This window comes from Anaerocolumna chitinilytica (assembly GCF_014218355.1).
Classification (GTDB): domain Bacteria; phylum Bacillota; class Clostridia; order Lachnospirales; family Lachnospiraceae; genus Anaerocolumna; species Anaerocolumna chitinilytica.
Map to the genome: position 1 here is coordinate 5091271 of NZ_AP023368.1, position 25793 is coordinate 5117063.

The 25793-nt window shown below is 38.0% G+C and carries 38 protein-coding genes; 1 reads left to right on the plus strand and 37 read right to left on the minus strand.

Features of this window, described 5'->3' with window-relative positions; all coding sequences use genetic code 11:
- Positions 1-8: 8 nt before the first annotated feature.
- From bsdcttw_RS22255 to bsdcttw_RS22415, 33 genes are all read right to left on the minus strand, one after another.
- Positions 9-683, minus strand: a complete 675-nt coding sequence (locus bsdcttw_RS22255; RefSeq protein WP_185256961.1) for a lysozyme — start codon at positions 681-683, stop codon at positions 9-11.
- 2 nt (positions 684-685) lie between these two features.
- The gene (locus bsdcttw_RS22260; protein ID WP_185256962.1) at positions 686-961 is read right to left on the minus strand and encodes a phage holin family protein; all 276 of its coding nucleotides are present in this window, start codon (positions 959-961) and stop codon (positions 686-688) included.
- A gap of 16 nt (positions 962-977) precedes the next feature.
- Complete coding sequence (locus bsdcttw_RS22265; RefSeq protein ID WP_185256963.1) at positions 978-1289, minus strand: hypothetical protein; 312 nt, start codon at positions 1287-1289, stop codon at positions 978-980.
- Between the two features lie 52 nt (positions 1290-1341).
- Complete coding sequence (locus bsdcttw_RS22270; protein WP_185256964.1) at positions 1342-1485, minus strand: hypothetical protein; 144 nt, start codon at positions 1483-1485, stop codon at positions 1342-1344.
- Positions 1486-1488: 3 nt separating this feature from the next.
- Positions 1489-1737 (minus strand): hypothetical protein, encoded by a 249-nt coding sequence (locus tag bsdcttw_RS22275; RefSeq protein WP_185256965.1) that lies wholly within the window; start codon positions 1735-1737, stop codon positions 1489-1491.
- Between the two features lie 13 nt (positions 1738-1750).
- On the minus strand, positions 1751-3262 hold the full coding sequence (locus tag bsdcttw_RS22280) for a hypothetical protein (RefSeq protein ID WP_185256966.1): 1512 nt from the start codon (positions 3260-3262) through the stop codon (positions 1751-1753).
- A 10-nt stretch (positions 3263-3272) separates the two neighbouring features.
- Positions 3273-4190 (minus strand): Ig-like domain-containing protein, encoded by a 918-nt coding sequence (locus bsdcttw_RS22285; RefSeq protein WP_185256967.1) that lies wholly within the window; start codon positions 4188-4190, stop codon positions 3273-3275.
- An 18-nt stretch (positions 4191-4208) separates the two neighbouring features.
- Entirely contained in the window at positions 4209-4457 is a 249-nt protein-coding gene (locus tag bsdcttw_RS22290) for a hypothetical protein (RefSeq protein ID WP_185256968.1), read from the minus strand.
- A 10-nt stretch (positions 4458-4467) separates the two neighbouring features.
- Positions 4468-5259 (minus strand): putative phage tail protein, encoded by a 792-nt coding sequence (locus bsdcttw_RS22295; protein ID WP_185256969.1) that lies wholly within the window; start codon positions 5257-5259, stop codon positions 4468-4470.
- A complete protein-coding gene (locus bsdcttw_RS22300) occupies positions 5256-6305 on the minus strand; it encodes a baseplate J/gp47 family protein (protein WP_185256970.1) in 1050 nt (349 codons plus the stop codon). The genes bsdcttw_RS22295 and bsdcttw_RS22300 overlap by 4 nt, the downstream gene beginning before the upstream one ends.
- Entirely contained in the window at positions 6298-6687 is a 390-nt protein-coding gene (locus bsdcttw_RS22305) for a DUF2634 domain-containing protein (protein WP_185256971.1), read from the minus strand. The genes bsdcttw_RS22300 and bsdcttw_RS22305 overlap by 8 nt, the downstream gene beginning before the upstream one ends.
- Positions 6684-6956: a hypothetical protein gene (locus bsdcttw_RS22310; RefSeq protein WP_185256972.1), complete on the minus strand. Its 273-nt coding sequence runs from the start codon at positions 6954-6956 to the stop codon at positions 6684-6686. The genes bsdcttw_RS22305 and bsdcttw_RS22310 overlap by 4 nt, the downstream gene beginning before the upstream one ends.
- The gene (locus bsdcttw_RS22315) at positions 6953-7930 is read right to left on the minus strand and encodes an XkdQ/YqbQ family protein (RefSeq protein WP_185256973.1); all 978 of its coding nucleotides are present in this window, start codon (positions 7928-7930) and stop codon (positions 6953-6955) included. Before bsdcttw_RS22315 ends, bsdcttw_RS22310 begins: the two co-directional genes overlap by 4 nt.
- Positions 7927-8559, minus strand: a complete 633-nt coding sequence (locus bsdcttw_RS22320) for a LysM peptidoglycan-binding domain-containing protein (RefSeq protein WP_185256974.1) — start codon at positions 8557-8559, stop codon at positions 7927-7929. Before bsdcttw_RS22320 ends, bsdcttw_RS22315 begins: the two co-directional genes overlap by 4 nt.
- Positions 8559-10706, minus strand: a complete 2148-nt coding sequence (locus tag bsdcttw_RS22325; RefSeq protein ID WP_185256975.1) for a phage tail tape measure protein — start codon at positions 10704-10706, stop codon at positions 8559-8561. Before bsdcttw_RS22325 ends, bsdcttw_RS22320 begins: the two co-directional genes overlap by 1 nt.
- A 165-nt stretch (positions 10707-10871) precedes the next feature.
- Positions 10872-11294, minus strand: coding sequence for a phage tail assembly chaperone (locus bsdcttw_RS22330; protein ID WP_185256976.1), 423 nt, complete (start codon positions 11292-11294; stop codon positions 10872-10874).
- 15 nt (positions 11295-11309) lie between these two features.
- The gene (locus bsdcttw_RS22335; protein ID WP_185256977.1) at positions 11310-11738 is read right to left on the minus strand and encodes a phage tail tube protein; all 429 of its coding nucleotides are present in this window, start codon (positions 11736-11738) and stop codon (positions 11310-11312) included.
- An 11-nt stretch (positions 11739-11749) separates the two neighbouring features.
- Positions 11750-12823 (minus strand): phage tail sheath subtilisin-like domain-containing protein, encoded by a 1074-nt coding sequence (locus tag bsdcttw_RS22340; protein ID WP_185256978.1) that lies wholly within the window; start codon positions 12821-12823, stop codon positions 11750-11752.
- A 7-nt stretch (positions 12824-12830) separates the two neighbouring features.
- On the minus strand, positions 12831-13277 hold the full coding sequence (locus tag bsdcttw_RS22345; protein WP_185256979.1) for a phage tail terminator family protein: 447 nt from the start codon (positions 13275-13277) through the stop codon (positions 12831-12833).
- Positions 13274-13717 (minus strand): hypothetical protein, encoded by a 444-nt coding sequence (locus tag bsdcttw_RS22350; protein ID WP_185256980.1) that lies wholly within the window; start codon positions 13715-13717, stop codon positions 13274-13276. The genes bsdcttw_RS22345 and bsdcttw_RS22350 overlap by 4 nt, the downstream gene beginning before the upstream one ends.
- Positions 13710-14066 (minus strand): phage head closure protein, encoded by a 357-nt coding sequence (locus bsdcttw_RS22355; RefSeq protein WP_185256981.1) that lies wholly within the window; start codon positions 14064-14066, stop codon positions 13710-13712. The genes bsdcttw_RS22350 and bsdcttw_RS22355 overlap by 8 nt, the downstream gene beginning before the upstream one ends.
- Position 14067: 1 nt before the next feature.
- A complete protein-coding gene (locus bsdcttw_RS22360; RefSeq protein WP_185256982.1) occupies positions 14068-14349 on the minus strand; it encodes a head-tail connector protein in 282 nt (93 codons plus the stop codon).
- A complete protein-coding gene (locus tag bsdcttw_RS22365; RefSeq protein WP_185256983.1) occupies positions 14349-14555 on the minus strand; it encodes a hypothetical protein in 207 nt (68 codons plus the stop codon). Before bsdcttw_RS22365 ends, bsdcttw_RS22360 begins: the two co-directional genes overlap by 1 nt.
- An 11-nt stretch (positions 14556-14566) precedes the next feature.
- On the minus strand, positions 14567-15781 hold the full coding sequence (locus bsdcttw_RS22370; RefSeq protein WP_185256984.1) for a phage major capsid protein: 1215 nt from the start codon (positions 15779-15781) through the stop codon (positions 14567-14569).
- Between the two features lies 1 nt (position 15782).
- Positions 15783-16382 (minus strand): HK97 family phage prohead protease, encoded by a 600-nt coding sequence (locus bsdcttw_RS22375; RefSeq protein WP_185256985.1) that lies wholly within the window; start codon positions 16380-16382, stop codon positions 15783-15785.
- Positions 16309-17433: a phage portal protein gene (locus bsdcttw_RS22380; RefSeq protein WP_197979809.1), complete on the minus strand. Its 1125-nt coding sequence runs from the start codon at positions 17431-17433 to the stop codon at positions 16309-16311. Before bsdcttw_RS22380 ends, bsdcttw_RS22375 begins: the two co-directional genes overlap by 74 nt.
- Before the next feature lie 149 nt (positions 17434-17582).
- Positions 17583-19271: a terminase large subunit gene (locus tag bsdcttw_RS22385; RefSeq protein WP_185256986.1), complete on the minus strand. Its 1689-nt coding sequence runs from the start codon at positions 19269-19271 to the stop codon at positions 17583-17585.
- Complete coding sequence (locus bsdcttw_RS22390) at positions 19264-19695, minus strand: hypothetical protein (protein WP_185256987.1); 432 nt, start codon at positions 19693-19695, stop codon at positions 19264-19266. The genes bsdcttw_RS22385 and bsdcttw_RS22390 overlap by 8 nt, the downstream gene beginning before the upstream one ends.
- Positions 19696-19792: 97 nt before the next feature.
- Positions 19793-20110 (minus strand): hypothetical protein, encoded by a 318-nt coding sequence (locus bsdcttw_RS22395; RefSeq protein WP_185256988.1) that lies wholly within the window; start codon positions 20108-20110, stop codon positions 19793-19795.
- A 60-nt stretch (positions 20111-20170) separates the two neighbouring features.
- On the minus strand, positions 20171-21172 hold the full coding sequence (locus bsdcttw_RS22400; RefSeq protein ID WP_185256989.1) for a hypothetical protein: 1002 nt from the start codon (positions 21170-21172) through the stop codon (positions 20171-20173).
- A 176-nt stretch (positions 21173-21348) separates the two neighbouring features.
- Complete coding sequence (locus bsdcttw_RS22405; RefSeq protein WP_207726453.1) at positions 21349-21792, minus strand: hypothetical protein; 444 nt, start codon at positions 21790-21792, stop codon at positions 21349-21351.
- A 22-nt stretch (positions 21793-21814) separates the two neighbouring features.
- Positions 21815-22060: a hypothetical protein gene (locus tag bsdcttw_RS22410; RefSeq protein WP_185256991.1), complete on the minus strand. Its 246-nt coding sequence runs from the start codon at positions 22058-22060 to the stop codon at positions 21815-21817.
- 89 nt (positions 22061-22149) lie between these two features.
- Entirely contained in the window at positions 22150-22350 is a 201-nt protein-coding gene (locus tag bsdcttw_RS22415; RefSeq protein WP_185256992.1) for a hypothetical protein, read from the minus strand.
- A gap of 150 nt (positions 22351-22500) precedes the next feature.
- On the opposite strand from bsdcttw_RS22415, the gene bsdcttw_RS22420 reads away from it, so the two are divergent.
- A complete protein-coding gene (locus tag bsdcttw_RS22420) occupies positions 22501-22776 on the plus strand; it encodes a hypothetical protein (RefSeq protein ID WP_185256993.1) in 276 nt (91 codons plus the stop codon).
- Here bsdcttw_RS22420 and bsdcttw_RS22425 read toward each other — a convergent pair.
- Genes bsdcttw_RS22425 through bsdcttw_RS24905 form a run of 4 tightly spaced genes read right to left on the minus strand, consistent with a single transcriptional unit; the run spans position 22769 to position 25665 of the window.
- Positions 22769-23122, minus strand: coding sequence for a DNA-directed RNA polymerase subunit alpha C-terminal domain-containing protein (locus tag bsdcttw_RS22425; RefSeq protein WP_185256994.1), 354 nt, complete (start codon positions 23120-23122; stop codon positions 22769-22771). The genes bsdcttw_RS22420 and bsdcttw_RS22425 overlap by 8 nt on opposite strands.
- Positions 23115-23276 (minus strand): hypothetical protein, encoded by a 162-nt coding sequence (locus bsdcttw_RS22430; protein ID WP_185256995.1) that lies wholly within the window; start codon positions 23274-23276, stop codon positions 23115-23117. The genes bsdcttw_RS22425 and bsdcttw_RS22430 overlap by 8 nt, the downstream gene beginning before the upstream one ends.
- Before the next feature lie 29 nt (positions 23277-23305).
- Entirely contained in the window at positions 23306-24310 is a 1005-nt protein-coding gene (locus bsdcttw_RS22435; protein ID WP_185256996.1) for a nucleoid-associated protein, read from the minus strand.
- Positions 24292-25665, minus strand: a complete 1374-nt coding sequence (locus tag bsdcttw_RS24905) for a DUF3850 domain-containing protein (protein ID WP_197979810.1) — start codon at positions 25663-25665, stop codon at positions 24292-24294. The genes bsdcttw_RS22435 and bsdcttw_RS24905 overlap by 19 nt, the downstream gene beginning before the upstream one ends.
- Positions 25666-25793 lie beyond the last annotated feature (128 nt).

The following is a 25793-nucleotide window of genomic DNA, read 5'->3' on the forward strand; positions in this document are numbered from 1 at the left end:
GGTTTTTCTTAAGATAACGCTTTAATTGTTCCTGCTCCTATCTGCCAGCCAGAATTATTCTCCCAATTCCATCCCTGCATTTCTGCGTACATAAGAGCAGCTATTCTGGTCTTTGCAGTGTATTTACCATCAATAGGTATAACATAGGTAGGGTTGGCCTTGTTAAGCTGTTCCTGGAGCCATTTAACAGCCTTAATGTCTGAATTTCTGGTTATTGGACCGGTTGGGATGTATTCGGAATACTCTTTTAAGAAAAGTGAGGCTTCAACCTGCCTTCTGTCAGTCAGTCCATTAATTACTTTTCCACCTGATCTATTCCATTCTAGAAATTCTGCTGCAGCTCCGGTGTAATCTTTTATATTTATTTTTTTTAAGAGTGTGCTCTTTTTTAATGCATCGGCTCCACAATTATAAGTAAAGCTTACTAAGGCATCAAACATATTTTGTGTGATTTCCGCTGTCACGTTATCATTTACAGGCTTCTCGTATTTCTTTAAATCTTCTTGTAGCATAGCTTCAGCTTCCGCCTGCGTTATTGTCATTCCGGGTTTTACGTCTGGCCCATAATGGCCATAACCGATAGTGTAATACTTCTCTGTTGGAAGAGCTTTGTATGCTTTTAACCGGCAGCTCTCAAACTGCTTTAAGAGAGCAATCCCAGACGCAGATGTTGTTTTAAACATGGTTAATCCTCCTTTTTCCCGTCTTTTTCTATCAAGTTCCGCATAGCTTCATATAAACCGGTACTTGCCAGGCCGCTTATCATACCACCTAAAACTACTGCAGCATTTATATTGGGGATGTTGGTAAGTACATTAATTAAGGTGCCGACTGCCAGCATAGTGATAGGTATGTACTGGTTGTTGAATCCCTTAAATGCATTTTTGAGGGCATATCCCAGACATAAGCATATTCCAAGGGTTACAAGATTTACATATTGCATTAAAAAACTGATATCCATATAAAATCCTCTCTTTCTATTTCAGCCCTATCTTTAGGGCAATGAAACCTAAAATAATAGTTACAACTCCAGTTACCAGAAGCCACTTGAACTTTTCCCACTTATCAGCGTCTTTTCCTTCCAACTTTGTTAAGCGTTGGATTGTTTCATTCAGATCAGTTCTCATGTACTTTGTTTCTACCGCCAACTCCTTTATAGCAGTAACAAGGGAATTGGTTTCCTTCATTTCTGCTTCTACTTCATCTAGGCGAATCTTGTTTGATTTGGAACGTTCATCTATTTTTATCAGAGTCTTTTCCAGCTCATTAACCTTTTCTTCTAACTGCATTTATGCTACCTCTCATGTGATTAATAATAAAGAAAGGAGAGCTTGCGCCCTCCTATGATAAATCTGCTAATATTTCTGTTTTCTCTGTTTCTGTCAATTTAGTATACTCTGCGATAATACCCTCTGCTGTCCTGTTTTCCTGTATCATTCTTGCTTTTAAAGCATTTACAAAAATAGATTTTTTCCATGCTGGCATAGCTTACACCCCCATCATTTCAGCAAGCGCAATCTGTACTGCTGCAAGTTGTTCTTTTACATCGTCAATCTCTGTTTTTGGCACATCTTCGTATAACGGTGTGTGAATGGGCTTTGATGTATCAATGCTCTTAAGAATCTTTCCTGTTGGGATTTCTAGCCAAAGAAATGGAATCCCAACAGGTTCCAATACATCCCCGCTACCCTGATAAATTATCCTACCTGTTGTATCATAAATTACTAATGTTTTCATGTTTTCTCCTTCCTTACTCCCATGCAAACCAATCAAATAATGAGTTATTCCATGCAGGTATATATCCATTGTAATAATCCCCTGTACCTCTGCAATAATCGTTGTTAAAGGCTGTTTGATAAACAATTCCATTACCAGCGTCAGTAAATATACCTTCACTGAAATATACACCGACATAAACACTAGAACTACCAGAATTTCTAAACATTACGATTTTAGGGACAAAAGTTAATCCGAGGTTAGTAATGGGTATCATGTAATAAGTGTTATAATTATAATGAAATGAGCGGCATTGTACCAACGTAGCACTGCTAAGATTTATTTGTCCGCTTGCAAACCTTTTACCAGATATAGCCGCCCCAGCAATCCCTAAAATATTTTTCCCACTCAAAATATTTTGAGGTAGTAAATCTGGTGCTTGAGCAGTTATATACATATCCCCATCAATACACTGTCTTGTATTTGCAAGGCCTGGGCGAATATATATTCTATTTATGCCATCAGGGCTATAATTTCCAACAACTACTCCAGCTGAGGCGATATGAGCAGAGCCGCTAATAAGACCAGGATTAACCGGTATGTTTCCGGTTACCAATGCCCCATCAACATAAGCTTTCTTTCCAGAAAGAATATCGTTTGCAACTGCATCTCCGGCACTTGTATCTACAACATTCACATTACCAGCTACACCGAATATACTTACGCCTGATTTAATGTTACCCGTAACAAGATTAGCGTCCCCTTTGACAGTCTGTGCTCCGGAAAGATATTGACCAGCTGCTATGGTCTGGTCTGTTGTTCCAGGTGTGTATGTTGCAGCTGCTTTGCTTACTATGGTACCGGTTATTTTATTCCCGTTGACATAAGCGGTAACGCCTGCTAACATCTGTGAGGCTAAAGCTGTGGCATCCGCAGTAAATGTTCCTGCAATTCCTCCAACCGTAACACCTGCCTTTATAACAGCTGCAGCAATGTTTGTTATAGCTGCTTTAATCTTTCTTAATCCGGAATGGTACCCTTGGGATATTGTATACTCTGCTCCTTCGGAAGTTAGATTGATAGTTTCTGCGGCCGTAGGACCGATATTGGCCATAGTCCCGGTGCCACCGATCTCGGTATCACTGCTGTATTTTTTTCCAGCTAGTACGTTCGAAGCAGTGACGTCTCCCTCCGCACTAGCTCGCAAGAAAAAACAGCTACCGGTTGCATCGTACCATATCGTATAAGGTCTATTTGCTATTATATTGGGTGCAGATGTCGTTCCCGGTTTATAAACATTCACTCCGTTTATTGTAGTAGCTGCTCCAGTGTTATTTGCAATGGCGATAAAATTCTTGATAAATCCATCCGTTAAAGTGACCTCTGTAAGAGTAATTGCCGTACCTGACCCCCCGGCTTTCTGATACTTCGCAGCTGTAAAAAGATGCTTATCAATAGTGTCCCAGTTTGTATCCTGGACGGTAATATCCGGGGGGCTGTCCGTAAGCTCTATTTTCCTTAATCCTAAATTCGTTGTGGTCTTCATATATCCTCCTTTAAGTATCTGAAACTGTAACAGATATTGTATAGCTATTTCCAGCGTTAACCGGATTAGGGTTAATTACAATCGCTGAAATAGTAGGCGCTGTTTGGTCTAATACCACTGTACGGGTAACGGTTGTTGTCTTTCCAGCTGCATCTGTCGCAATAACCGTAATAGTATTAGTTCCAAGGGAAAGACTAACAGATTTGTTAAAGTTCCCTCCTGCATCCACTGTAACAGCTGTCCCATTTACTGTGAGGGTGACAGGACTGCTTGTTGCATCATTCGTCACTCCAGCGACGGTTATTGATGCTACATTTGTGTAAGTAGTAGTATTTGCAGGGGTGCTGACAGAAAGTGTAGGCGGTACCGTATCAACAGTAAAGGACCGGCTTACTGCCGTGGCTGCATTTCCGTCATTATCCTGGATGTTTACAGCTACCGTGTGGCTACCATCTGTCAATGCTGTTTGTGGTACATACGTGACCTGATACCCGTTAGTTATACCGGATACTGTCACCCCTGTGCTGGTATTTGTAAGTGCTGTCCCTCCATCCACCTGAATGGACAGTGAACTAATTTTTATACCAGAGCCGTTTGTTTCATCGATAACCGTGAAAGTAATACTTGGTGTATTTGTTGCCAGATATGCCCCGGCAGTCGGTGCAGTGAAAGAAATAACCGGCTTTGTAAGCTCCTTTACTGTAAGCTTAAGGCTGTTTCCAAGAGTGCTGTCAGTATCATCCTTGGAGGTTACATTACCGGCCTGATCTGTGGCTTCAACCGTAACCGGATAATAATGACTGGCATTGACATTATAGCTCGTGATAGAGGGTGCAGCGATTGTTCCTTCATACTTCCCAGAAGTTGAATTGTAGGTCAACGTAGTCCATACACCGTTTATCTTTACTCTAACTTGACTTACTGCCATATAACTTATCCTCCTTTCTTAGAATATTCTTATATCTGCCCATGTAGATAGTTCTGAAATTGATTCCCAATCGGAGTAAGCATCTCTTAATAGCTCCCATGTATTTTCTATGACTGCCACTTCAATCCGAAGTTGAGAAGAGGTTAAAGCGGTCATTTTTATAGTGTTCCAATCCGGGTTACACAGTCTTACAGTGTTCCAGTCTTTTACTTGTGCTACATTGCTCCATGAAGCAGAGTTTATATTGACTTCTGTTATTTTTAACATTCTTCCCCCTTTACATAGGAGGGATATAGTTCTTTACTGCTTCCCAATTTGTAAATGTCTTGACTGCCCTCCAGTCTGCGAAATTGTTCTTCGCATCCTGCCATAGTGCAAAGTACTTAATTACTATTAGTCGCAAATGAGCCGGCACTAAAGGCTTAAGCGCTCTTTCAATATCTTCATAACGATAATCCTTCGAATTATCAGGACTCAAAACTCTTACTCTTAGTACGCCATATCCTGGATAAGGATTCCCAATTTCTGCAGATGCAAAGAACGTCACCAGACAATCAGACCCTGAGATTGCACTAGCCACGTTCTTTATTGTAGATTCATTAAGTTTATTTCCTTTATGTTTTAAGGATAGAATATAGTTTTTTCTTTGCTCCAGGGTCCCTTGTCCTTTTATACCAAGAAAGTTTTCTTCTCGTGTTATGGCATCATTCGAAGCAGTTTTTATGAAAAGGTCAGATTTTACACCTTCTTTTACAGCATAAATAATATCCAATTCTAAGTTCTGGGCATCAATAGTAGTTTTAATTTCCTTTATCTGATACAGAAAGTCGGGCATATACTTTTTTAGGTTTGTTACCCTATCTGCAGAAGCGATTACCTCTAAATATAGGTTGTATCTCGAATCATCTGCATTAATAAAGGTGCTTTGCCCATTTTCATTAATCTCAATTACAAGACTGTAATTACCTGCTACGCTTGGTGCTAATGCATCTTTTGACCAAGTGCCATTCCCATTATCAATCAGGCTATAGGTTTTACCGTCCACCGTGTACTTAATATAGTTTATCATCCTGTCACCACCAGATTAAGGCTAGTTAATACCGGTATTTCGTCCCCATTTAAGACTATATCAACAACCCCTCCATTGATTACAAGATTATTGGTATCTGCGATACTTGGACAGTCTAAGATGGTACTACCAAGTCTCATATAACTAACACTGTTTTTAAGAAAGGTTATTGAAGCAAGGTATTCCTTTATAGCTTCGTACACTCCTTCCGTGGATGTATAGCCCTCTGCCAGAATTACATTACCTGATACAGATATATTTTTCTGTGTTCCTCCGGTTACAGTAACCTTACTGCCGATAGGAGCTGCCCCGTTGCCTTTTCCTTCTATTCCAGGGTCAATGTATTCCTGAAATTCACTAATAAGTGTACTACCTGCCGGTAGATAGTCTGTATTTGTTATGGCCACTTTTACAGTATTTCCGCCATTCCAGAGCGGAAATATTTTAGACCTTCCAACGCCTGGATATTCATTCGCCCATTGTTCATACTGTGTCAAATTGCCATCCTGGGAAGGGTTTTTCATGTAATTTCTAAATCTTTCTCTAAATGCTTCGGTACCTTCTTCATCTAATCCTGGTATAAGAAGCTCTGTCAAAGATGCTGTTTCTAATCCCTCTATGAACTCAATTGATGTAAGCGGGCCAAGGTTTGTATTGGCTTCTGCTCCTGCTATTTCGCATTCCATTTTATAGGTTCCTGTGCTAATCTTTTCAATTGAAATGTAGCTTAAGGCTCCTAAAGAAAAACGGGACATCAAAGGAATATCTATGTTAAATTCACCTTTCAAAATTGCTTTTGTTGCCGGTTTTGGTTCTAATCCATATTCCTGGACTATCCGGATAAGTTCATCCCGTGGGGCCGTGTCAGCGAATGCCATATTTAATATTGTGTCCATATCAATATAGTTTTCAGCCAGTTCCCATGCACAAGCGGCGAGCGAGTTGTAAATAACGCTTCCTTCACTGGTATCAATAGCAGAATCAAAGGATTGTACTCTTTGTAGCATCCTTTGCATTAAGAAATCAAAAGTAAAGTTCTCAAACACTCATTGTCACCTCCCCGTAATCTGTATTTATGGAAAAGTTCCCAGATAATTTATCATTTTTAAAACTTAAATCAATGTTGGATATGCTCTTAATATGTGGGTTTGCAGTCAGGCAATCTGATATAATCCTCGGAATTTCAGTATCAAGATATTCCTGTGTTACCGTTTGACCTATTAATTCCTCTATTTCGCTACCATAGTCCCACGAATATATGATATGTCGATATCGTGGTGTATGTAAGGCCATATATGCCCAGGCTTTAATTGCTTCAATTCCTGTTACTTTTTTCCCTGTGAGCTGACCGGTTGCAGAGTCTATCTCGTATTCAACAGGTTCTTTTACAGCTTCTATTTCGCTGTCTATTTCAAATGGAAAACTCATCCTGTCACCAGCCTTTCTGTAACTATAAACAGGTTGTCTATTTTAAGTACCAGCACTGTATCTCCGCTTTTTAAAGGCTCAATATATTCAGAAGCCCCTTGATAGCCAGTTTTTAGATGTTCGCTTAAAAGAAGGTCTTCTGCATCTAAATTGAATCCATTTACATTGCATCCATTTCCTGCTTTCATAACTCCGATAAAGATATTACTATCAGATTTGTGTAAGCCCTTAATTTTCTCTACAAGTTTTTCTGCTGTTCTATCACTCAAGCTTCCACCTCCTGTATATCCATTAGATTTTTGAAAGTCAGGTCAAGTGACATGGTGTATACTCCGTTCTGCCATGTATGTGTATCTGTATCAATCCAAAACTTACCCCATAGTCCCGTTAAAGAATCTCTGATCTGAACGCCGTAACCGCTTATACAGGCTGTGTTTCCCAGAGCTTCAATACTTGCCTCCTGGTTTATTCCAGTGAGCATATTCTTGGCCGCCGTTGTCTGGTTGACTCCGTCCTCTTTTGTATACGCTCCTTGGAAGATTCCGTATTTATTTATCCATTCGTCAGTTTTAACCTCTCCTATTTGGTTTCCCTTATCGTTGTATATCCTGACTTTATTAATCATGCTATCAAGGGATTCCGAATAAGAACTTGACGTAATATTGTAATCATCCTGCAGTAAGAAACCAGTCACTATATCACCTTTTTCAATGACATTTAGCTTTCTGCCTATCATTAAAGGCATATATTTCTTTCCGGTGCTCTGGTAAGCTTTGGTATATGCCTTCATGATGATATTATAAATGTTTTCACTATCAACAAGCATTTTTTTAACCGGTACTTTGGTTTCAACTAGCCTTCCTATTCCTACCTGCAGGTCATTGCATACAGTCCTTACGATTGCTTCCGGGGTAGTATTTTTAAAGATATATGTACCAGAGCTTTTTAAGAGCCTGTTTAGGTCATCATAGGAAGAATATTGGACTGTCCCCTGTTCGCTCTTTCTTTCTCTGGAATAGACCATTGTGTCAATGAGCAATGCTCCACCATCCGTTAAAAGCTTTAGCCTATCCCCTATGGAAATATTTATTTCTTGGATATTCTTTTCAATTGGACTGTATATGACTGTGATTTCTAATTGCCTACTTGCCTGGCCTACTGACCCACTCCAAGTTATTGTAGATACAAAATCGCTTATATCATATTCTTCACTATTGCTCTGTTTTAACCATTTCACTATCATGATATCATCACCCTTATATGTTGGCCTGCAGTGAGGCGGCTTGGATAACTCAAATTATTCTGATTTGCAATCGCTTTGGCATTGGATGAACTGCCTGTGGTCCGTTTTGCTATGCTTGCCAAGGTGTCACCTTGTTTTACCGTTACAGTAGTGGTCTTAACACTCTTCGTCTCTCTGCTGCTCACCGGTTTAATGATCTGCGTGGTGTGCTTATCAATAGAACTTACCTTTTTAGTTTTCAACTTAGGTATCCTGTACTGCTTCAACTCCATCGAATAATAAATATCGCCTGTTCCGTCCTTCCTAGAGTAGTTAAAACTCTCAATGGTTACCAACATATTGGTTGTGCCTGTTATTATCAATCGTACCGGACTATCCATCCATGATTTAATCAGGTCTACACATTCCTTTGGAGTCGGAAAGTCTTTATATGCTACAAAATTGTATTTCTGCTTTGGAAAGAAGGAGGATATATTTGTTGTAGCAAGAGCTTTCTTTCCAATCAAGTTAACCTCTCCATAATTAGTTATATCAACGGAAGTATTTTTAAATGCTTCTGTAATTTCGAAATCAGAGGGAAGGACCGGAAGACGTAATTTTTCTTTTCCTTGTTTTAACCAGATTTCCATTAAGCAAATACCTCCCCTCCTCCGTTATCGATTACTTTTATAATTTTATTAATTACTGCATCGGTAATAGCTTCGATATCACTATCATTCCTTACTATTATGGTATCTGCTATCTTATTAAGAATAACACTCTTTGTTCCCCTTCTTTTACCTTCTGCTCTGGCCATAGCAATAGATTTATCGTGAGGATAAACTCTTGTAGTCTTTGGTAGGTCCATGATCTCTCCGCCTTTATCTTGTGTTACTGCAAGACCTCCCTGCCAGTTATTAGTTCCTTTCGCTAAGAAAGGTATCTTAGGTACATTAATACTGAAATTCTTTCCTCCTAAGACTGGCACCCACTTAGGAATCTTTATATCCAATTTATTAATACCTGCAATGGCACCGTTTAGCAGTCCAATTACTGCATTTAAAGGAAGTGTAGCAAGGGATTTGAAACTCTGGAACACTCCTCCGAAAATAGTCTTAACACCTTCCCAGGCTTGTTTCCAATTACCTGTAAAGACTCCTTTGATAAAAGTTACTATCCCGGTGAAAATTTTCTGTATACCGGTCATGATTCCCGAAAAGCTATGAAACACTCCTGCAAATATGCCTACTGCTATGGCTAGACCAATTTTCATCTGGTTAACAAAGTTAACAGCCATATATCTGCCTACTACTTTTAATACTTTTAAGATTGTATTGATAATAGGTGGTATTGCTTTAACAGCTATGGAAATAACATTCTTAACCTTTTTAAATGCAGCGCCTAGTTTCTCCGTATCTCCTCCGCAAGCCTTGAAAATAGATTTTATATAATTTCCTAGCTTGCCCAGGAATGCCTTCACTTTTGACCAGTTTTTTATTATCAGAAAAGCCGCCAGGGCAATGGCTGCTATTGCTATAACCGCAATACCTGCAGGGCTTGATATGGCCATAAAAGCAGCTTTTCCAATATTTCCAAACTTTGAGAATCCTGTGCCAATTGCTCCCACGTTTTTCATTTTATCAAAAGCCCTGGCACTGCTTAATACTTTTACCCCGAAGTTACCCATTTTTACAGTTGCAGCTCCGACACCTGTTGTTAATTTTCCAAAAAGAAAGATTCCTGGTCCAATAGCTGCAGCAAGCCCAAGAAATTTTAATACACTGTCCTGCTGTTTATCTGAAAGGCTACTAAATTTCTTTACTAATCCATTGACAGTAGTAATTATTTTTGTACCAGCCGGGTAAAGTTTTTGACCGAAATTTGTGGCCAATTCCTTCACTCCTTCTGTAAAAATTCTTTGTTGGTTGGCAGCTCCGGAGCTGGTACGGGCAAAATCACCTTGACTGTTTTTCGTTGCATCCAGTACAAATTTATAACGTAATTGTACCTTTTCAGCCTGGGATAAGTTTGCATAGGAACCTTTTGCACTCTTTGCCTGATTCTCCAGAGCTTTATTAAGGCTTAACTGTGATTTCTTTGCTTCATCACTGTTTACGCCGTATTTTTTTATCTTCTTCGCTAAGTCGCTTTGAGCAAGCGCAACCTTAATACTCATTTCTTTCATTTTGACTGCTGAGACGGTGCTTTTTAAGAATCCATGAGAAACAGCATAAGCTTGTAAGGTAGTATCATTCATGATAACCCCTAATGATTTAAGGCTTTCTCCCTCACCTGTAAAAATCCCTTTAAGTGCATCCTTTGAGACGCCCTGTGACACGTTTTTAAAGGATGAAAGGTCGGCGGATAGTCCTGTAAGCTTCTTAGACATTTCAGCCGCTTTCTTCGCATTAATGCCCATTCCGGTAGCCATGTCTCCATATAGAGAGGCTGTTTCCAATGCTGTATTCTGGCTTAATCCGAAGTTATCAAGTGTTGATTTACTCCACTTTTTTACGCTTGCTGCACTTTTTCCGAAAGCAACGTCTACTTTATTCATGTTTTCGTTTAAGTCGGATGCCATTTCAAAAGCAGCCACTCCAGCCGCTACTATTGGTGTGGTAATTTTGGCTGTCATATTAGCGCCGGTTTTGGATATATGTTCCCCGGTCTTTTGAATTTCTTTTCCGGCTCTTTGAATGGATTTTGAACTTTTTTCAATCCGGTTTACGGTGTTGGCCATAGGTGCTGTAAATTTATCTACAAAACGTAGAGTTGCATCTATTACCCTATTGCCCATTTACTCACCCCGTTTCACTTTCTTCTTTTAGGTCTTTTAGTTCCTGAATCATGAGCTGACGTATTATCTTTTTTTCTCCGATTGGAAGCTCGTAATATTCATGTGGAAACTTATTATGGAGACGAAAAAGGAAGTACATTAACCGCACTTCCCCGTCTCCACTTATTAGTTTTTTATTTCTTCGTCCTGTTCCTCTTCATCCTCTTCATTAAGAGAAAATCCGCTTAATTCTGCAATGGCCTCCACTGCATTTGTCATATCATCACCTTTGAATAGTAGTTTCACCATATCCAAAGGATCTGCAGCGCCAAAATGTTTCTGTAGGCGTTCGTCTTTTAAATCCGGGTCAATGACACCTTTTAATAGTACTTTGCAGTTAATGTCGTACTGCTTATCAAAATCTGGCCTTCCTTTGCGGTCTAATATTTCTAACTGCATTGTTTGATAGTCCTTTGTATTAATCTCCTGCAATGTTACTTCGAATTTTTCTCCAAGAATTTCTGATATTCTTTTAATCTCAAATTTTGCTGTCCTTTTCTCATGAAACTTTTTGGCGTCTGCCGCCAGTAATTTATCAACTAAATTCATATTTGTTACCCCCTGTTATTCGATTGAATCAAGAACTTCCCAATTCTTGAAGTTGAAATTTAAACTTTCTTCTGCCAGCTTTTTAAGCTCCCAATCAATAAGAGGAAGCTCCGTGAAAACACATCCTGTTAGCTTAACTCTTTCAGTTCCCCCATTACTTGGGTCTGCTAGCTTGCTTATAATTGTGAAGCTGCGCTGTTTTCCTGCTTTTAAGCTGTCACTCATGAGCTTAATCCATCTAGAATTAATCTTATTGGTTTTTAGCTCTCCTTTACACTCCAATCCAGTTACTTTAGTTCCGTCAACCATTTCTCCTGATTGACTTACCGTTTCTGTTTTTGGTGTAATAGTTGCCTTTACGCTCTGTACCTCCTGAATTAAGTCACCATCCAGCCAAAGGTATCCATGTGTACCATTAATTACTTTACTTTCATCGTAAGCCATGCTATCCCTCCTTAGATATTAATGCTTAAGGTAATATCCTCTATTGCGTCCAGGATACTAATTGTCGATTTAAGAAATACCTGGCTTCCAGTGTTATATGCCTTGATTTCGTCATCGTTCATGGTATCCGTGTTAACTCCAGTTCCCTTTAAATAGGCTCTCTGTGCTGCAATATCAATTCCTACTGAGTACCCACCAAGAACACCGTCCAGCATAAGCTGGTCGAAATAGCCGCTGATAGCGGACATTAACAAGCACTTATTATCATAACTATTTGAATACTTACCAAGATAATTATCCTGAGCAGTCATTTTGATGTCGGTGTAAATCATGTCCATTGCATCAACAAGCTTAATTTTCTTGAAATCTGCTCCTTTGTCTTCGTTCGTTGTGACAAGGCTGTTAACCCCTCTGCCAACTTTTACTTTTTCGCCATCAAAATATATAATAAATTTTCCTGCGTTGATCGCTGTATCCATATCTGCGTTAGTCAAATGGCTGCAGTCTACAAGTTCATTTAACGGTGCGTATGTACAGCTAATTGTAAGCGGCGTTCCTGCAATTAATCCAGCTATTCGGGAACAATATTCCTCCGTTGTGAAGGTTTCTTCTCCATCTGTCATACTTGCAGTGGCAAAATTTACGATACCTTCGTTATCTGCTGCTGTATTTGGCAATACAGCCTTACACATTTTTCCTCCGGTCCGCTGTCCTTTAATCCAGGTTGCTACTTCCTGTGTTTTTCCGTCCGTTGCCACGGTCGGTATTGCCATGTAGTCAAAACTTGTATGAGCAAAATAGTTGTATGCTTCGGTATAATTGACTCCGTCTGCTTCATCATCGTCAACAAAAAAACATATTACTTTTTTGGGAGACTTTACATATCCCATTAAAGTAAGATTGATCTGTTTTTTGTTAAAATCAGATATTCCGGTCGGTATGTCTGCAGGTGATAGGACTGCAATTGGATTACTGGCCGGAACTGTCTCTTCTTTAAGAATAAGTGCTACAATTCCCCGTTCGGCTCTTTCCATACTTGCTATCGCTGTTTCCTTAAAGGAAATATTAATGCTTGGCATTCCCATGTGTTTATCATCCTTTCTGATTGTTTATATTTATCTGCCCTGCAATATCGTTTTCATCTATTACAGGTACTTTGTCATAAAACTCTGTTTCGATACTGATCTGAAGGATATCTGCACCGCTTCCCGTAAACTCATAATCATAGTCAGAAAGATTAATGCTTACCCCCTCTTTGATAACAAGGTTATATCCAAACAATTCCTGAATTTCATCTATGATTCTAAGGTTATCTACTGTCTTATCGGCTCCGGTTTTATCTGAAAAATAGGTAATAGAAACTGTGTAGGCAAATCTTTTATAAAAGATGCTTTCATTGGATATAGTTTTTGTTATCAACGAAACAAAAAAGGAAGGTTTATCATAACCTTCCGATACTTCATTCCCATATCTTTTATAAGGATATTTACTCTTAAGTTTTGCATTTACTGCATTGTATAGCTCTGTAATTTTTATCATAGATCACACGCTTTCGTAATATCCTTTAAGAGCTGGTCCATTTCAAACGGCATTACATATTCTGCATACTTTATACGCATCTTTTTTACCACGTAATTTCCTTGTACCCAGCCTATCCTTTTCCCGTCTTTAGTTGTCTGTTCATGCCCATTCTCTACCAAGTGAAAAATCTTTGACTTTGCTGAGAAATCAACTTCCATGTTTTCATTATAGCCTCGTACCTTACCAACCGAAAACCCGGAAGAAGAAGTAAGTTTATTCTTTGTTCTGGTATCATCATTTTTAATTGCTTTTTTCTCTTCGTCAATGACATCTTTTTTTAGGTTATTGGCTATTTTTCTTATTCTCTCTTCTGCCATATTAGGATATAGGCGTATAGCTTTTGTCAAATCGGCCGATAAATCGGTTAATCCCTCTAAAGAGAAATCCATATCACTCAAATTTATCACCTGCCTTATACTTGCAGTAAATCTTTAACATTTCGTTTTCTTCCCTGTTATTCATAGGTGGACCAATGATTTCGAGCTTTTCCCCTTTGTAGTTAATTAACATACTACTGGTAATATTACTGTCATATCTTACAAAAACAGTATAATAAAGCATGTTGCTTTTCTTTTCTGCTTCGATTATTTCATCTGGCTTAGTCGGTTCAACGCTTGCCCATGCTGTTTTATAAGGCATTAGCTTTTGTATATTATTCCCTAGCTCATTTTCATATGGCATACCATTTTCATCTCTGTCCCTTAACTGCATGAAAATAACTTTTTTATTTAGTCTGTTTATAACCATATTAGATCACCGCCGTATAATCTTGTGATAGGCATAAATGTATTTTGAGTGTTTCATAGGCTTCTCTGTATCTTTGTGATTCTTTATCATCTGAGCTAAACTCTGATTTACAGAAGCTTTTCACAGCTCTTAAAATCAAAGTGTCCTCACTCTCAGGCTGTGCTTTTTCCTTTGATACACCGCTCAAAACAAGATCAGCTATACAGGCGTCTATTGTATCCTGTAAATCTTCGTCTAAAGAATCATCATCAATGCGTAAAGCGTTTCTGATTTTCTCTAACACTAATTCACCGCCTTATCTGAGCTGTTTCTCTGTCTCCTTTTGGGCGGCTGCTCCGTTTCTTCGGTTTCTATGTGCTCAACTAAAACGCCGAAAGAGGTCGAGTTAATCTCCTCGAACCTCTTTTCTGTGGTTGTAAATATATCACCTTTTTTTCTCATGACGTTTTCAGTCAGGTCATTAAACTGTTCTAATGCTCTAACCTTCATGGTCTACCTCCTTATACGGAAGCGGAATTTTTACCGTGAACAAACGAATTAGGCTGTGCAGCTCCACTGACAACGGCATAGGCCGTATAATCATTGATTCTACTCTTTCCGCTGATATCTTTTGTGATAGAAAATGCTTCATTGGTGTTGAATCGATAAAATCTCGGATTACCAATAATGAACTCACCCGCATTTAAATAAGGGTCAACTTCAACCTTGTAGGTTGCAACCGAATTTATACCGCCAGCATTAAGGGGGTTATAGATAAAGTTATTATTTTTGTCACGCATGAAGGAAATAGTTTCTATGATATCCTGTGCTACATAAATCTTTGCACCGATCTTTTTTTTCTTTGGAAGCTTCTTTAATCCTGCTTCTAATCCTCCTAAAACGTCAGGTACATTTCCTTCCAAGGTACCAATCGTATAAGTGCCATCAATAGCATTTTCTGTGACACCGGTTAACGTATTACTTCCATTCCCATAAAACACTTCTGTAAGCATTTTTTCTGTTACCTGGTCTGCAAGTTCTTTCGTAATATAATCAATGAATCCATCGACGCTCATAGCTTCCAGCTTCCAGGTTACTCTGATTGTTTCGCTTACTTCCAGTAATGTAAGTGTTAATTCTGCCCATTTTACCTGCCCGTCTTTATTTGCTGTCCCTTCCGTTTGCTTCTCAGCTCCTGAACCAGATTCACGGTAAGGGAATTTAATGTAGCCAGATACGCCAGTCTTAGCTATGTCATTGAAAAATGGTGACGCCAGAGAGAGCTCATTCATCAATTCCAAGCTTACATCCTCCGGAATGAATAACCCACCATTGTTCACTCCATCGGCGCCAGAAGCAGCTGCGGTGTAGCTAGTTGCTGTAGTTGTCAGTGCTGTCCCCAATGCTCTTTTTTCAGACTCATTCAGCGGAAGGCACATAAGGGTTTTTGCCCAGGCGTTCCTGTATTCCTTACTTTTCAAAACATTTTCTCCTGTAAGCTCGCTTTTTCTCTGTTCGTCTCCCAATTCTCCCATAGGGATAATTACATTTGCCCCATCCATACCGGCTATTCCATCAAGCAGCTTTTTCCTTTTTTCGGCCTTTTCTAGAATTCCTTTCCTTTCCTCTGTTAATTCTTTTATTTCTTTTTCAAGTGCATCAATATCGGAACCTTCCTGTCCCAGCTCCACTTTAATGGCTGCCAATCTTCTGTTAATCTCTTCTAATGTTCTCATACTAAAAATCCTCCAATTCAATCATAAGTTGTAATAGTTTTCTTCTTCGCTCTAACGACTCCCGTTTCTCGCCTTCAATCACTCCGTTTAAGTAAGATCGAGCGGATATTTCAGTGCCATCATTAGCCGGTATACTAACGGCAGACACGTCATATATTTTTTTAAATTTTTTAATTGTCCGGGTTCTTGTCTCCCGGTTGTACTCTTCATCAGCAACTGTGAACGAAAACGACATCCTTGTTACCAGTTCGTTGTCTATTTCTTCATAAAGTTCCTTTGCTGCTGCGGATTTGCTCAAATCAGCGCAAATAAATAAGCCGATATTATTCGGCTCTGCTATTAATGTTTTATTCGATTTTCTTGCAAATACCTTACCTTCATGGTCATACTGCAATATAATATCTGACATATCGGCCCCGTTAAAGGCATTGCTGTCGACCATTTCATAATACTTAATGCCATCTACTTCGTATAATAGATATGGCTGATTAAATGTCGTGGCATATCCTTCGACATAATAATCGCTGTCAATTCTCTTCTGCTGCGTTTGTGGTGCTAGTGGTAGCAGATTTCGGTATTCCCTCCCCTTGACCAGTGGCAATATCATCAACTCCTTTCATGTCTGGATTGCTATCCAGATTATTAATGTCAGCGTATTCTTTTCGAATATACCGTTTGTCTCCATCCGGTACATGTGACATGTTCCAGATATCCATAACCTGGTTAGTGGAGAGTATCCCCCTATCAAATAATTGGCTGGATACCTGTAATTTTGTACTATTAGAAGCATACTGTAAACGATTTGCAGTGAAAATGACTGCGTTATCATGTGCAAGTTCTTTTTGCGTATACATCATATTGGTATGTACTAAACTTGCCTGTAGGGCGAAAGGTTCAATCTCGCCTTCATAATATGCATTCCATTTATTCTCATCATATTTATTTTGAAGAATATCTTCGTTGGTACCAAAGTAATTAAATACATTATTTTGAATTATCTTCATCTGCTCTGCATCAACAATAAACGGCTTCGAGTCTATTTGCTTAACATCTGCATATTTCATATCAAATAGCAATACACCGCTTTGATTATCCGCACTTAAGTTATCTTTTGAAAAAGCTTCCCTTTCTTTATTCAAATCTGTAGGATTTAGGACTTGTGACAGTCTTGCCATGAATCGCAATGTTGCTGACTGTTTTATACCTTCTGTAATGCCTTGCTTCTGTATATCCAAAAGATTCATTGTAGGAGATAGTGCCTTGTTTCCATCACCGAAAAAATCACTCTTATATTGATATTTCGTTAGTACGCCTACTCTACTATATTCAATCGCTGCTTTTTGCCCATTTTGGAAGTAATATCTTAACCAAGGTTCACCGGCAACCTGTATGACCTCTGTTCTTTGCGGTAGTAGAGGATAAAACCCGATAATAGTTTCATAGTCTTCTGCGTAAAGCGGAACGATAAAAGCTGTTGTATTTACTTTTAAGATTGTTGCCAATCTATACAGATATTGGCTTGTATTCATCCAGGGATTTGGTTTAAATTGCAATACCTTTTCAAGATTTTTATATGCACTTCCTTGTATCTCAGGTTTAAGCTTACTGCAGAATGTGGCATACCTATCAATTGCAGCTCTTGTAAGTTCCATTTCGTAAATTCCACCTTCATACGTAGTAAAAGAAGGGGAATAAGCATTAAGCATCTTGAAATATCCCTCCATAGATTTCTGGACTTGTTTTTGAGTCTGCTCCTGTTTAGAAAATACTTTTTCTAATAATCCTATCTTTATCACCCCCTTTAATAATTTACCATTGCCATGTAGTTTGCTAACTCATCCAAGTACACTATATATGCATCAAGTAAGGCTGCAACTCCATCAATTCGTTTAGTAGTATCCTGCATTTTACACAGATACATATTTTGATTGTTATCTATCGTTACAGAGGCGTTAGCAAGGTTCCATAGAGTAATTGGGTTGTCATTATAATTTACCAGGCATTTTTCAAGGTCTGCTGCAAAGTTACGCATTGGAATGTTAAATGTTTTCGCCCCTTGAGCGATTGGAACTGTAATTTTTCCAAAATGACTTTCTATTTCATCAATAAGATAGGTTGCGCTGTAACGGTCATAACCTATCTTGTAAAGATAAATCCCCTCATTGTCTCTTATTTCCGTAAGCCATTGAGTAACATCACTGTATTTTATCTTATTTCCTTCACTGAGCCTTAGTAAACCTTCCTTGACCCATTCATCATAAGGGACCTTATCTTGTATAATCTTTGATTCCAATCGGTCAGCCGGTAGCCAATACATTTGTCTCACATATAATACAGGGTCGTTAGGTACTCTAAATATAACTGTGGCGCATGTTAGGTCTGTTGTGCTGGAGAGGTCTATCCCAGCAATACCATACTTTGGTCTTAACTTTAACATGTCATAGATCAATTTATTGTTAAGTTGTTCATATGTCAGCCACGCTTCGGAACCCGTTTCCGGCATATCAAAGTGTTTGCAAAGAAGGTTCTTAACAAGTTTTTCATTCTGTTTTGCAAGTTCCACTTTTTCTGCTAAATATGAATACTTAAACGATACCCCAATATTAGGATTTGGCTTTTTCCAACAAGAAGGGTCTTTCCATTCTTTTCGGTTATCAAGTTCATAAATAAAGCAGATTGTTCTATCGTCCTTGTAAGTGTCCAGGCCAATGTAGCCATTGATAATTCTTTCAGCTTCGGTGTAAATAGTATCGTAGATATCCTGGCGTATGGTTCCGGCTGTACTGGTTATAAAGATGAGAGGCTGCCGTCTTGCAATCGTTCCATCAACCATAATGTCGTATAAGGACTTACCATTTTTCCATTGGTGGATTTCATCCATTAGAACTCCATGAACGTTTAATCCGTCAAGGCTGTCAGAATCGCTTGATAGGGGTTTGAACACGCTATCATTAAAATCACTGTTCAGCTCTGCTACCAGGGTCTTAATTCTCTTTCTAAGCGCCGGTGACTTTTTGACCATTCTCTTGGCTTCTAGCCAGATAATTTTACTTTGGTCCTTCTTAGTGGCCACTGCGTAAACTTCGGCACCTGGTTCATTATCTGCAATTTGTAGATACAACCCAATAGCGGAGGCAAGAAGTGATTTACCATTTTTCTTTGCAATGATTAGTATGGACCTGTGATATTTCCTGTTTCCCTCTATATCTATAAACCCAAACGTGGCAGCCACAAGGGCCTTTTGCCAAAGCTCAAGTTTTACCGGCTTTCCTCCTAGCTCCCCTTTTGAATGTTTGCAGTAATTTTCTACAAACTCAATAGCATGGTTTGCTCTTTTCGGAGAATAAAAAAACTCGCTGTCATTGTTTATAACATCGGCAGCAAGCTTTTGATAAGTATAATAAATCTTCTTACATACAACTTCTTGACCAGATTCAATAAGATTCCAGTATTCAAGAATCGGATTGTAAGCAAGGGGATATCTAATCATCCCTATCACCTACAAACTGATTAAATCCGTCGTCTTTTTCATTTACTGACTTTTCGGATTTTGGCATACAATCAAGCAGTATTTTCATTGCTTGTGTCTGCTTTTGTGAAAGCTGTAAGTAAAGTTGTGCATCTGGGCTTTGTTTTACTCCATACTGGTTTTCGCCGTTTTTGTATGTAACTTTTGTTCCTTCTCTTATGATTTTATCCCTTAAATCTTGCATTGTTATTGTCATAAAAGCTACATCATCTATCGTGGTAAACACCAAGGATTTTTTATTTTTATCTATTTTCGAGAATAATCTTTTTAGCCTGGAGACCTCTTTTTTAATACGGTTATTTTTCTCTAAATAGTTGGAAATACTGTCAACTTTCTCTTCTCTATCAATTTCTTCTTCGATATCTTCCTTGTCCCATTGGCTCATTTTGACTACACCCCCTATATGTGAACCTGTGTGTTAAATTGATGGTTGGCGTCGGTCTTATCAATTCCGCTCATTTTGCTCGTATGGGGGCGGTCCCTTATTCCTCTGGAGGAATCAGAACAACTCTCCCTCCCTCAAAGTAATATCTTGGTGGCTCTGGTTCCTCTCCTTCTTTCTCTTGGTTGTGACATGTTTGACAATCATACTTAAGGTTGTCATGATTCAATGTAACATTAGGATTGTTTATGTTCTCTGGTGTCAGCCATACTTTATTGTGATGTACAATCTTACCAAGTTCTTGGTGGCATGTCTCACACATACCTCCGTCTATTGCAATTCTCTTATCAATGTAGGAAGCCCTGCAATCCTTCCAGTCTTTTGAATTATAAAACGATTTTGCAAACTCCTGCGCCATTAAGCTCCTATTCTCATGCAACAAAAAAGCACCCCGAGGGATGCTTTCATTTTACTAAAATTATAATTTATCGTAAAAATGAAGTTTAATTAATCCACTATCAATATAACTATTTACTGTTATCTTCTTTTGTTCATTTACAATTTCCTGGCAAAAATCATATATATCGTTTCCGATGCCCGTTAGCTTAATTATAACGCTATAGTTAATGCCTTCTTTGATCATTTGAATTACTGTATATTTAACTATTCCCCAGGTATCCCCTCTGCCAACTATATTTTTTACAAAACTATTGATTGTATAAGTTGACCTATCTAAATTACTTCCATCATGCATAATAAATAGATTACTGCTTTTTGATACAATGCTCTCTCGAATGTTTAAATATTTTTTTAATTGTCTCGATAGAACGTTAGGAGTATGTAAAATAAACCCATTTATATCCAGCTTGTTCTCTTTTATATTTTCACTGTTTAATCCTAAATTATAAACCACGCTAGGCTTTGCACCAGTAAAAATCATTATTTTAATACATAGCAAATATACAAGTTTATCAAACGTATTTTCGTTTATTTTATCCGTTTTAATATTACATAAATCATCTATGTTACTGTCACATTCTTCAATAACAATTTCAAGCTCTGATAACTCATATGGTAATTTCTTATCCGGTTTACTTAATCTCTTATCTTTACTAATTGTTTTATTTATTAAATGCATAAAGGATTGAGGATCGTCAGAGTCTAATCCAAAAGACTCTATTATTTTATTATTTGTAATGTCAACCGATTTTAAATACTTTATGTAGTTCTTTATTACTGAACAGTAATATCTTGCTACCGTTTCTCTTGTCACTTTGTTTTGATTAATAAAATAATCAAGAGCATCAATTATATCATCAACTTTTACAGATGACAGATAATTGTTATATGTATTATCATTAATCTTTCTTTCCTCTGTAAGAAATTGATAAAATGATTCAATCTTGGGCTTATACTCTTTTGCAGAATCTTCAGTTTGAGACTGTAAGAACATTTCTATTGTATTCCAAAACGTATACATACTTTATCTCCTTTTTATTTTATATTACCATATATCACCATACCTAGCAATATAAAAGACATGTCCTATATTTCAGACATGTCTTTTGAAAATGTGTTATGAATTAATTTTTATTATACAATTTATTTCATGTTATTATGATACCACATGTTAACCGAACAAAACGAACAGACTTTTTATTTATCAAAATACCTTTTTACCTCCATCCTTACACTATCTGGTGTTGCCTTTCCTCCCATTCTCCTAGCAACCTGTATCCATGATAAATCTTCTATATATTTTAAATTCAACAGCCGTCTCATTCTGGCATCTGCCAGACTTGCAATAAATTCTTCTGCTGCATTTATTGTTTCCAATGACTCAAGCTCTAATGTTTCCAGGATGGATTTTCTAGAATAAAGGAGGCTCTTTGTTCTACTGTACTTTGGATATGGGAATCCAGTTACTTTAAAATTCTGTATGCCTCCTGCTCCTCCTTTTACACAATCAATGACAGCTCCCTCCTCTTCCATCCTCGTTATTTGATTTTCCAAGGATTCAATCTTTTTTCTGGTGTCTTTTACTTCTTCCTGCAGTTCAGCATATTGTATTAAAATTTCCTTGGTTAAATTTGTTGTCAATTTTCCTTTCACCCCTTAATAATTATAATTCTATATATTCCTCTTCTGTCTCTTCTCTTCTGGTCCATGTGCTACCTATTTGACCGGTTATTTGTACTTCATCCCTTTTCAATCTGATACAGTATGTAGGCTCATAGGCTCCGGCTGCCCAGTCAATGTCAAATTTCTGCCGATTGTTTATGTAGGAGCCAAAGAAAGGAGATTGCTCACGCAGGTAATAGCCTTCTTTGGCTTGTTCTTGGTCTTCTGGATGGATGTAACAGAGCATGTATCCGCTTCCTATAATCTCTTTTTCTACTACTGCCCGAAGGTTGTTAAAGGATTCTGTTTTTATGATTGCTTCATATGCCGTTCAAATCACCTCCGAACAAACTTGAAGCACCAGGCTTCATCTTCAATAATCTCTACTTCTCCGTCTTCATTTATGTACATAGCCTCAATGAAATTAACTATGCGTTTACCGTTTTTCAAATTACTGTCAACTATAGGACGAATTGATAATGCATTAAATACCTGGTCTTTATAAACCATTTTATAGTCAGTCATTACTATTGGCATATTATTTACCTGCTTTCTTATATTTGCAGTTTCTGCAATGATCGCTGTTCTTAAGTGGGTTATCTATTTTTATCACTCCCTTTTATTTACTGTTGATTTTTCGAACACTTGTTTGTATAATATAATTATATTTTATTGGAGGTGTCTGTTATGTATTACGCTCAATTACAAGGTCAAGATATTGTTATTAGCGGTCAACCTGTACAAGTGGCTGTTGTGTTTAATACAATAGGAGATATGAAGCCTTTACAATTTTGCATAGAGGATTTGTATGGAAATATCCTCAAAACAAAAATAGAGTATGTAAGGTATAAAAAAGATGTAAGAGGCGGTATCTCCTATTGTTGTATGTATAAATGTGTAGACTGTTTAAAAGAGATTGTATTGACCTATTATTTGGAATCTCATTTATGGGTAATTACTTAGGCTCTGCTGCTAATTTGCTTAGCTTTTCCTTGACCTCGTTAAATCCCTTTTCTCCAATGTTTCTAACTCTCTTTAATTCTTCATCTGTTAGGCTTTGGAGTTTTTCTATTGTATCGATTCCCTGTCTTCTAAGTCCGTTATAAGTTCTTACGCTTAAATCTAAAGATTGTAATTCCATATCCGTCCTTTCTGCCTCTTGGCTCGGTTCCTTAATGCAGCCATTGTGTAAACCTGCGTAAAGATGAAAGAATTTGCATATTCCTTTTTCATTTGAGAAATCACATTCGCAACATTTCTTGATTTTTGAATAATCAAATGACTTTAATATAGGGTTTTTCTCAATCATCTACATCTTCCTCACGATCATCTGCACATGGTCCTTCTCCATAGTCTATAGCACACTGCTTTTCATTTGGAGTTAAGTACATACATGCTCCTCCTGATATTGTGCATTCCCACCCGTGGTATTCGTCTGTTTCTATTGCACATCTACATGACATAGTGTTTCCTCCCTTCTGCTGCCCGGAGGTTACCGGGCAGATATACAGCTAATGTTTTTTATAGTTATTTCCTGAGTTCCATCAGGATTGTTTGTAATAAATACATTTGGCCGGCTGTTATACTCCTCCATCGGGATAATAATTTCTATCCCTTGATCTGTTATGAGTTGTTGCCTTTCAAACTTCTTTACCGTGGCGGCTTTCTTAGCCTGAATAGGTGTAGAGTTTAAATTGTACTTTTTCAGCTTTTCCGTAAACTCTTGCCTGATTTCCGGTTCCTGGAATAATTCTTCCGCTATTTCATCGGTGTTAATGTATCCACTGTCTAGGTTACTTTCATATACGAGGCTTTTATATTCCATAGCTTTTCTAAAATCATCCTCATAGTATTTTGCATTTATCTGGTCCACTGCTTTGTTAACGATATTAAGTTTTGTTTTGTTGGAGAGCTGTGGAATACATTGTAGGAATATGTTCGAAAAGTAATTTACTTTTATTCCGTTAATGTCGTATTTTTTCTCAATCAATCCGATTTCTAATGTATTCATATTTATGACTGCTGCCTCTGTAAGTTTGGCAGATATTGAAGGGAGTGCAGCTTTTTGCTTTGTAACTGTGTTTCTGACTTCGGTACCATATTTCTCAATCCTATGTATGTAAGTTTCTTTGTAGTTCATTTTCAGGATTGCCAGATATATGCTCCCTGCTACCTGGAAAGTGACTACAAAGAGGTCTGCTGCCGGTATGTCTATATTCTGGTTCATGATTTCATAGAGCTTGTAGGCCAACATTTGACTATCCATGAGTAGAGTTTCTTCCTGAAATGCTTCTACCAACTGAAGGACTTCTGAATCATCTGTGAAGGTACATTTCTTCGTATCATCACTGTCCATGATTCTGTATATGTGATTTCGAAGGAAATCGTTTATGTCTGGACTAAGTTCCAGAAGAGTATCCGAAAATTCTAACTGGCAATTGTTCGAATTCAGGATATGCATAACCGCATTCCGGATTATTATTTCGTCTCTTTCCATATTTCCTCCCCTACCGGCTCGATTCCAAGTATGCAGTACTTGTCTACTAATCCAGTGTAATTTTCTAACATATAAGTTATTAACCTGACAGCAGTTCTTCCGGTTTCCTGTCCGTTGATTTGTTCGTGTAAGCGGAGGATATCGCCCACTTTATAATCTCTATCATTTAAACGTAGTTCAAAACGCTTTTTATTTGTAAGCACATCCGAAAAATAGATGTGGTCTGTTTTTAAATCGTGAGCTTTGGGGTTGTTCTCTTCTGCTTCTTCCTCTGTGCTATCAGATTCTTCCGATTCCTCTTTGTCCTCATTGATGATATCTTCTTGAGACTCTTCAAGAATGACTTCTCCTTCTACTTTCTCCGGAGTATCTGGCATGTATTCCGGAAAGTCTTCAACTTCTATCTGCCCAGGTATATTATTGCTTTCTGGAGACTTCTCAATTTCTGCTTTTTCTTCTGTTTTAGTTTCAACCTTTTTAGGCTGTTCTTTTTTAACTGGTTCTTTCTTCTCTGGTTCCTTTTTTATAGTTTCTTTTTTCTCTGGCTCCTTTATCTCTGGTTCTGGTTCTCCGAACTTTTCTCTCCAGGGATCTTCTGCTGCAAGGTCGAATATCTCTTCTGTCGCATGGAGGAAATCTATATAGGTAAATTCCATTGTTCCTTTTCCTAATGGCTTTACTTTAATAACTTTTTCTTCAAGGAAGGTTACAGTAGTTCCTTTGCGGAACATTGAGTGACCGCTTGGGTTTATAACGATTGCAACTTCTCTTCCAAGGTCAAATATTTCTTTTCTGAAAATTCTACTTATTTCTCTTAGCTGCTCTCTTTTGTTCTTGTCATTGAAATACTCAAAAACTACATTTTTAAGGACTTCTAAATCTTCTTTTTTTGTATCAACGAAATCTGATTTTGATTGAGTAAAATCAAGGCTTTCGTCTATTTTTCCAGCGGGCTGGAATGGTTCGTTTTCGGCTTCTTTTTTCACTTGATTTATTACCCTTATTTCGTCCCTGGTTGTCCTTTCGGATACCAATTTAAGCTCTTCTTCATCCAGGTTTAACATTTCTGTTAACTTGCTGCTGCCGTATCCCTCATATTCTGGAATCAGCTGCCGGCTATTCCCGTCAACAGAGAAGCGGTCATTTATTTTCATGAAATAGTAGGTGTTGCTTTTCCCAATGTTATATTCCTTCTTGGCAAATTCACAAATGTCTTTATAGCCATCTTCCTTGAATAACTCTCCGTCCCTTACTTGTTTTAGCTGATATCCAATGGCTACAAACCTTTCAGCAACACTGTTCAAGTCATTTCTGATACTTTCTTTCAGTTCTTTATATGATAATGTTAAATCCATATATCTTCCTTTCCTCCGGGCGCTGCGGCCCGGATATGGCCCGGTCATGACACTGTGATATGTTTATTATTTTCCGGTGCCTTACAAATAGCCTTATGTAGGACTGGTTATTGGTTTCTATAGCCAAC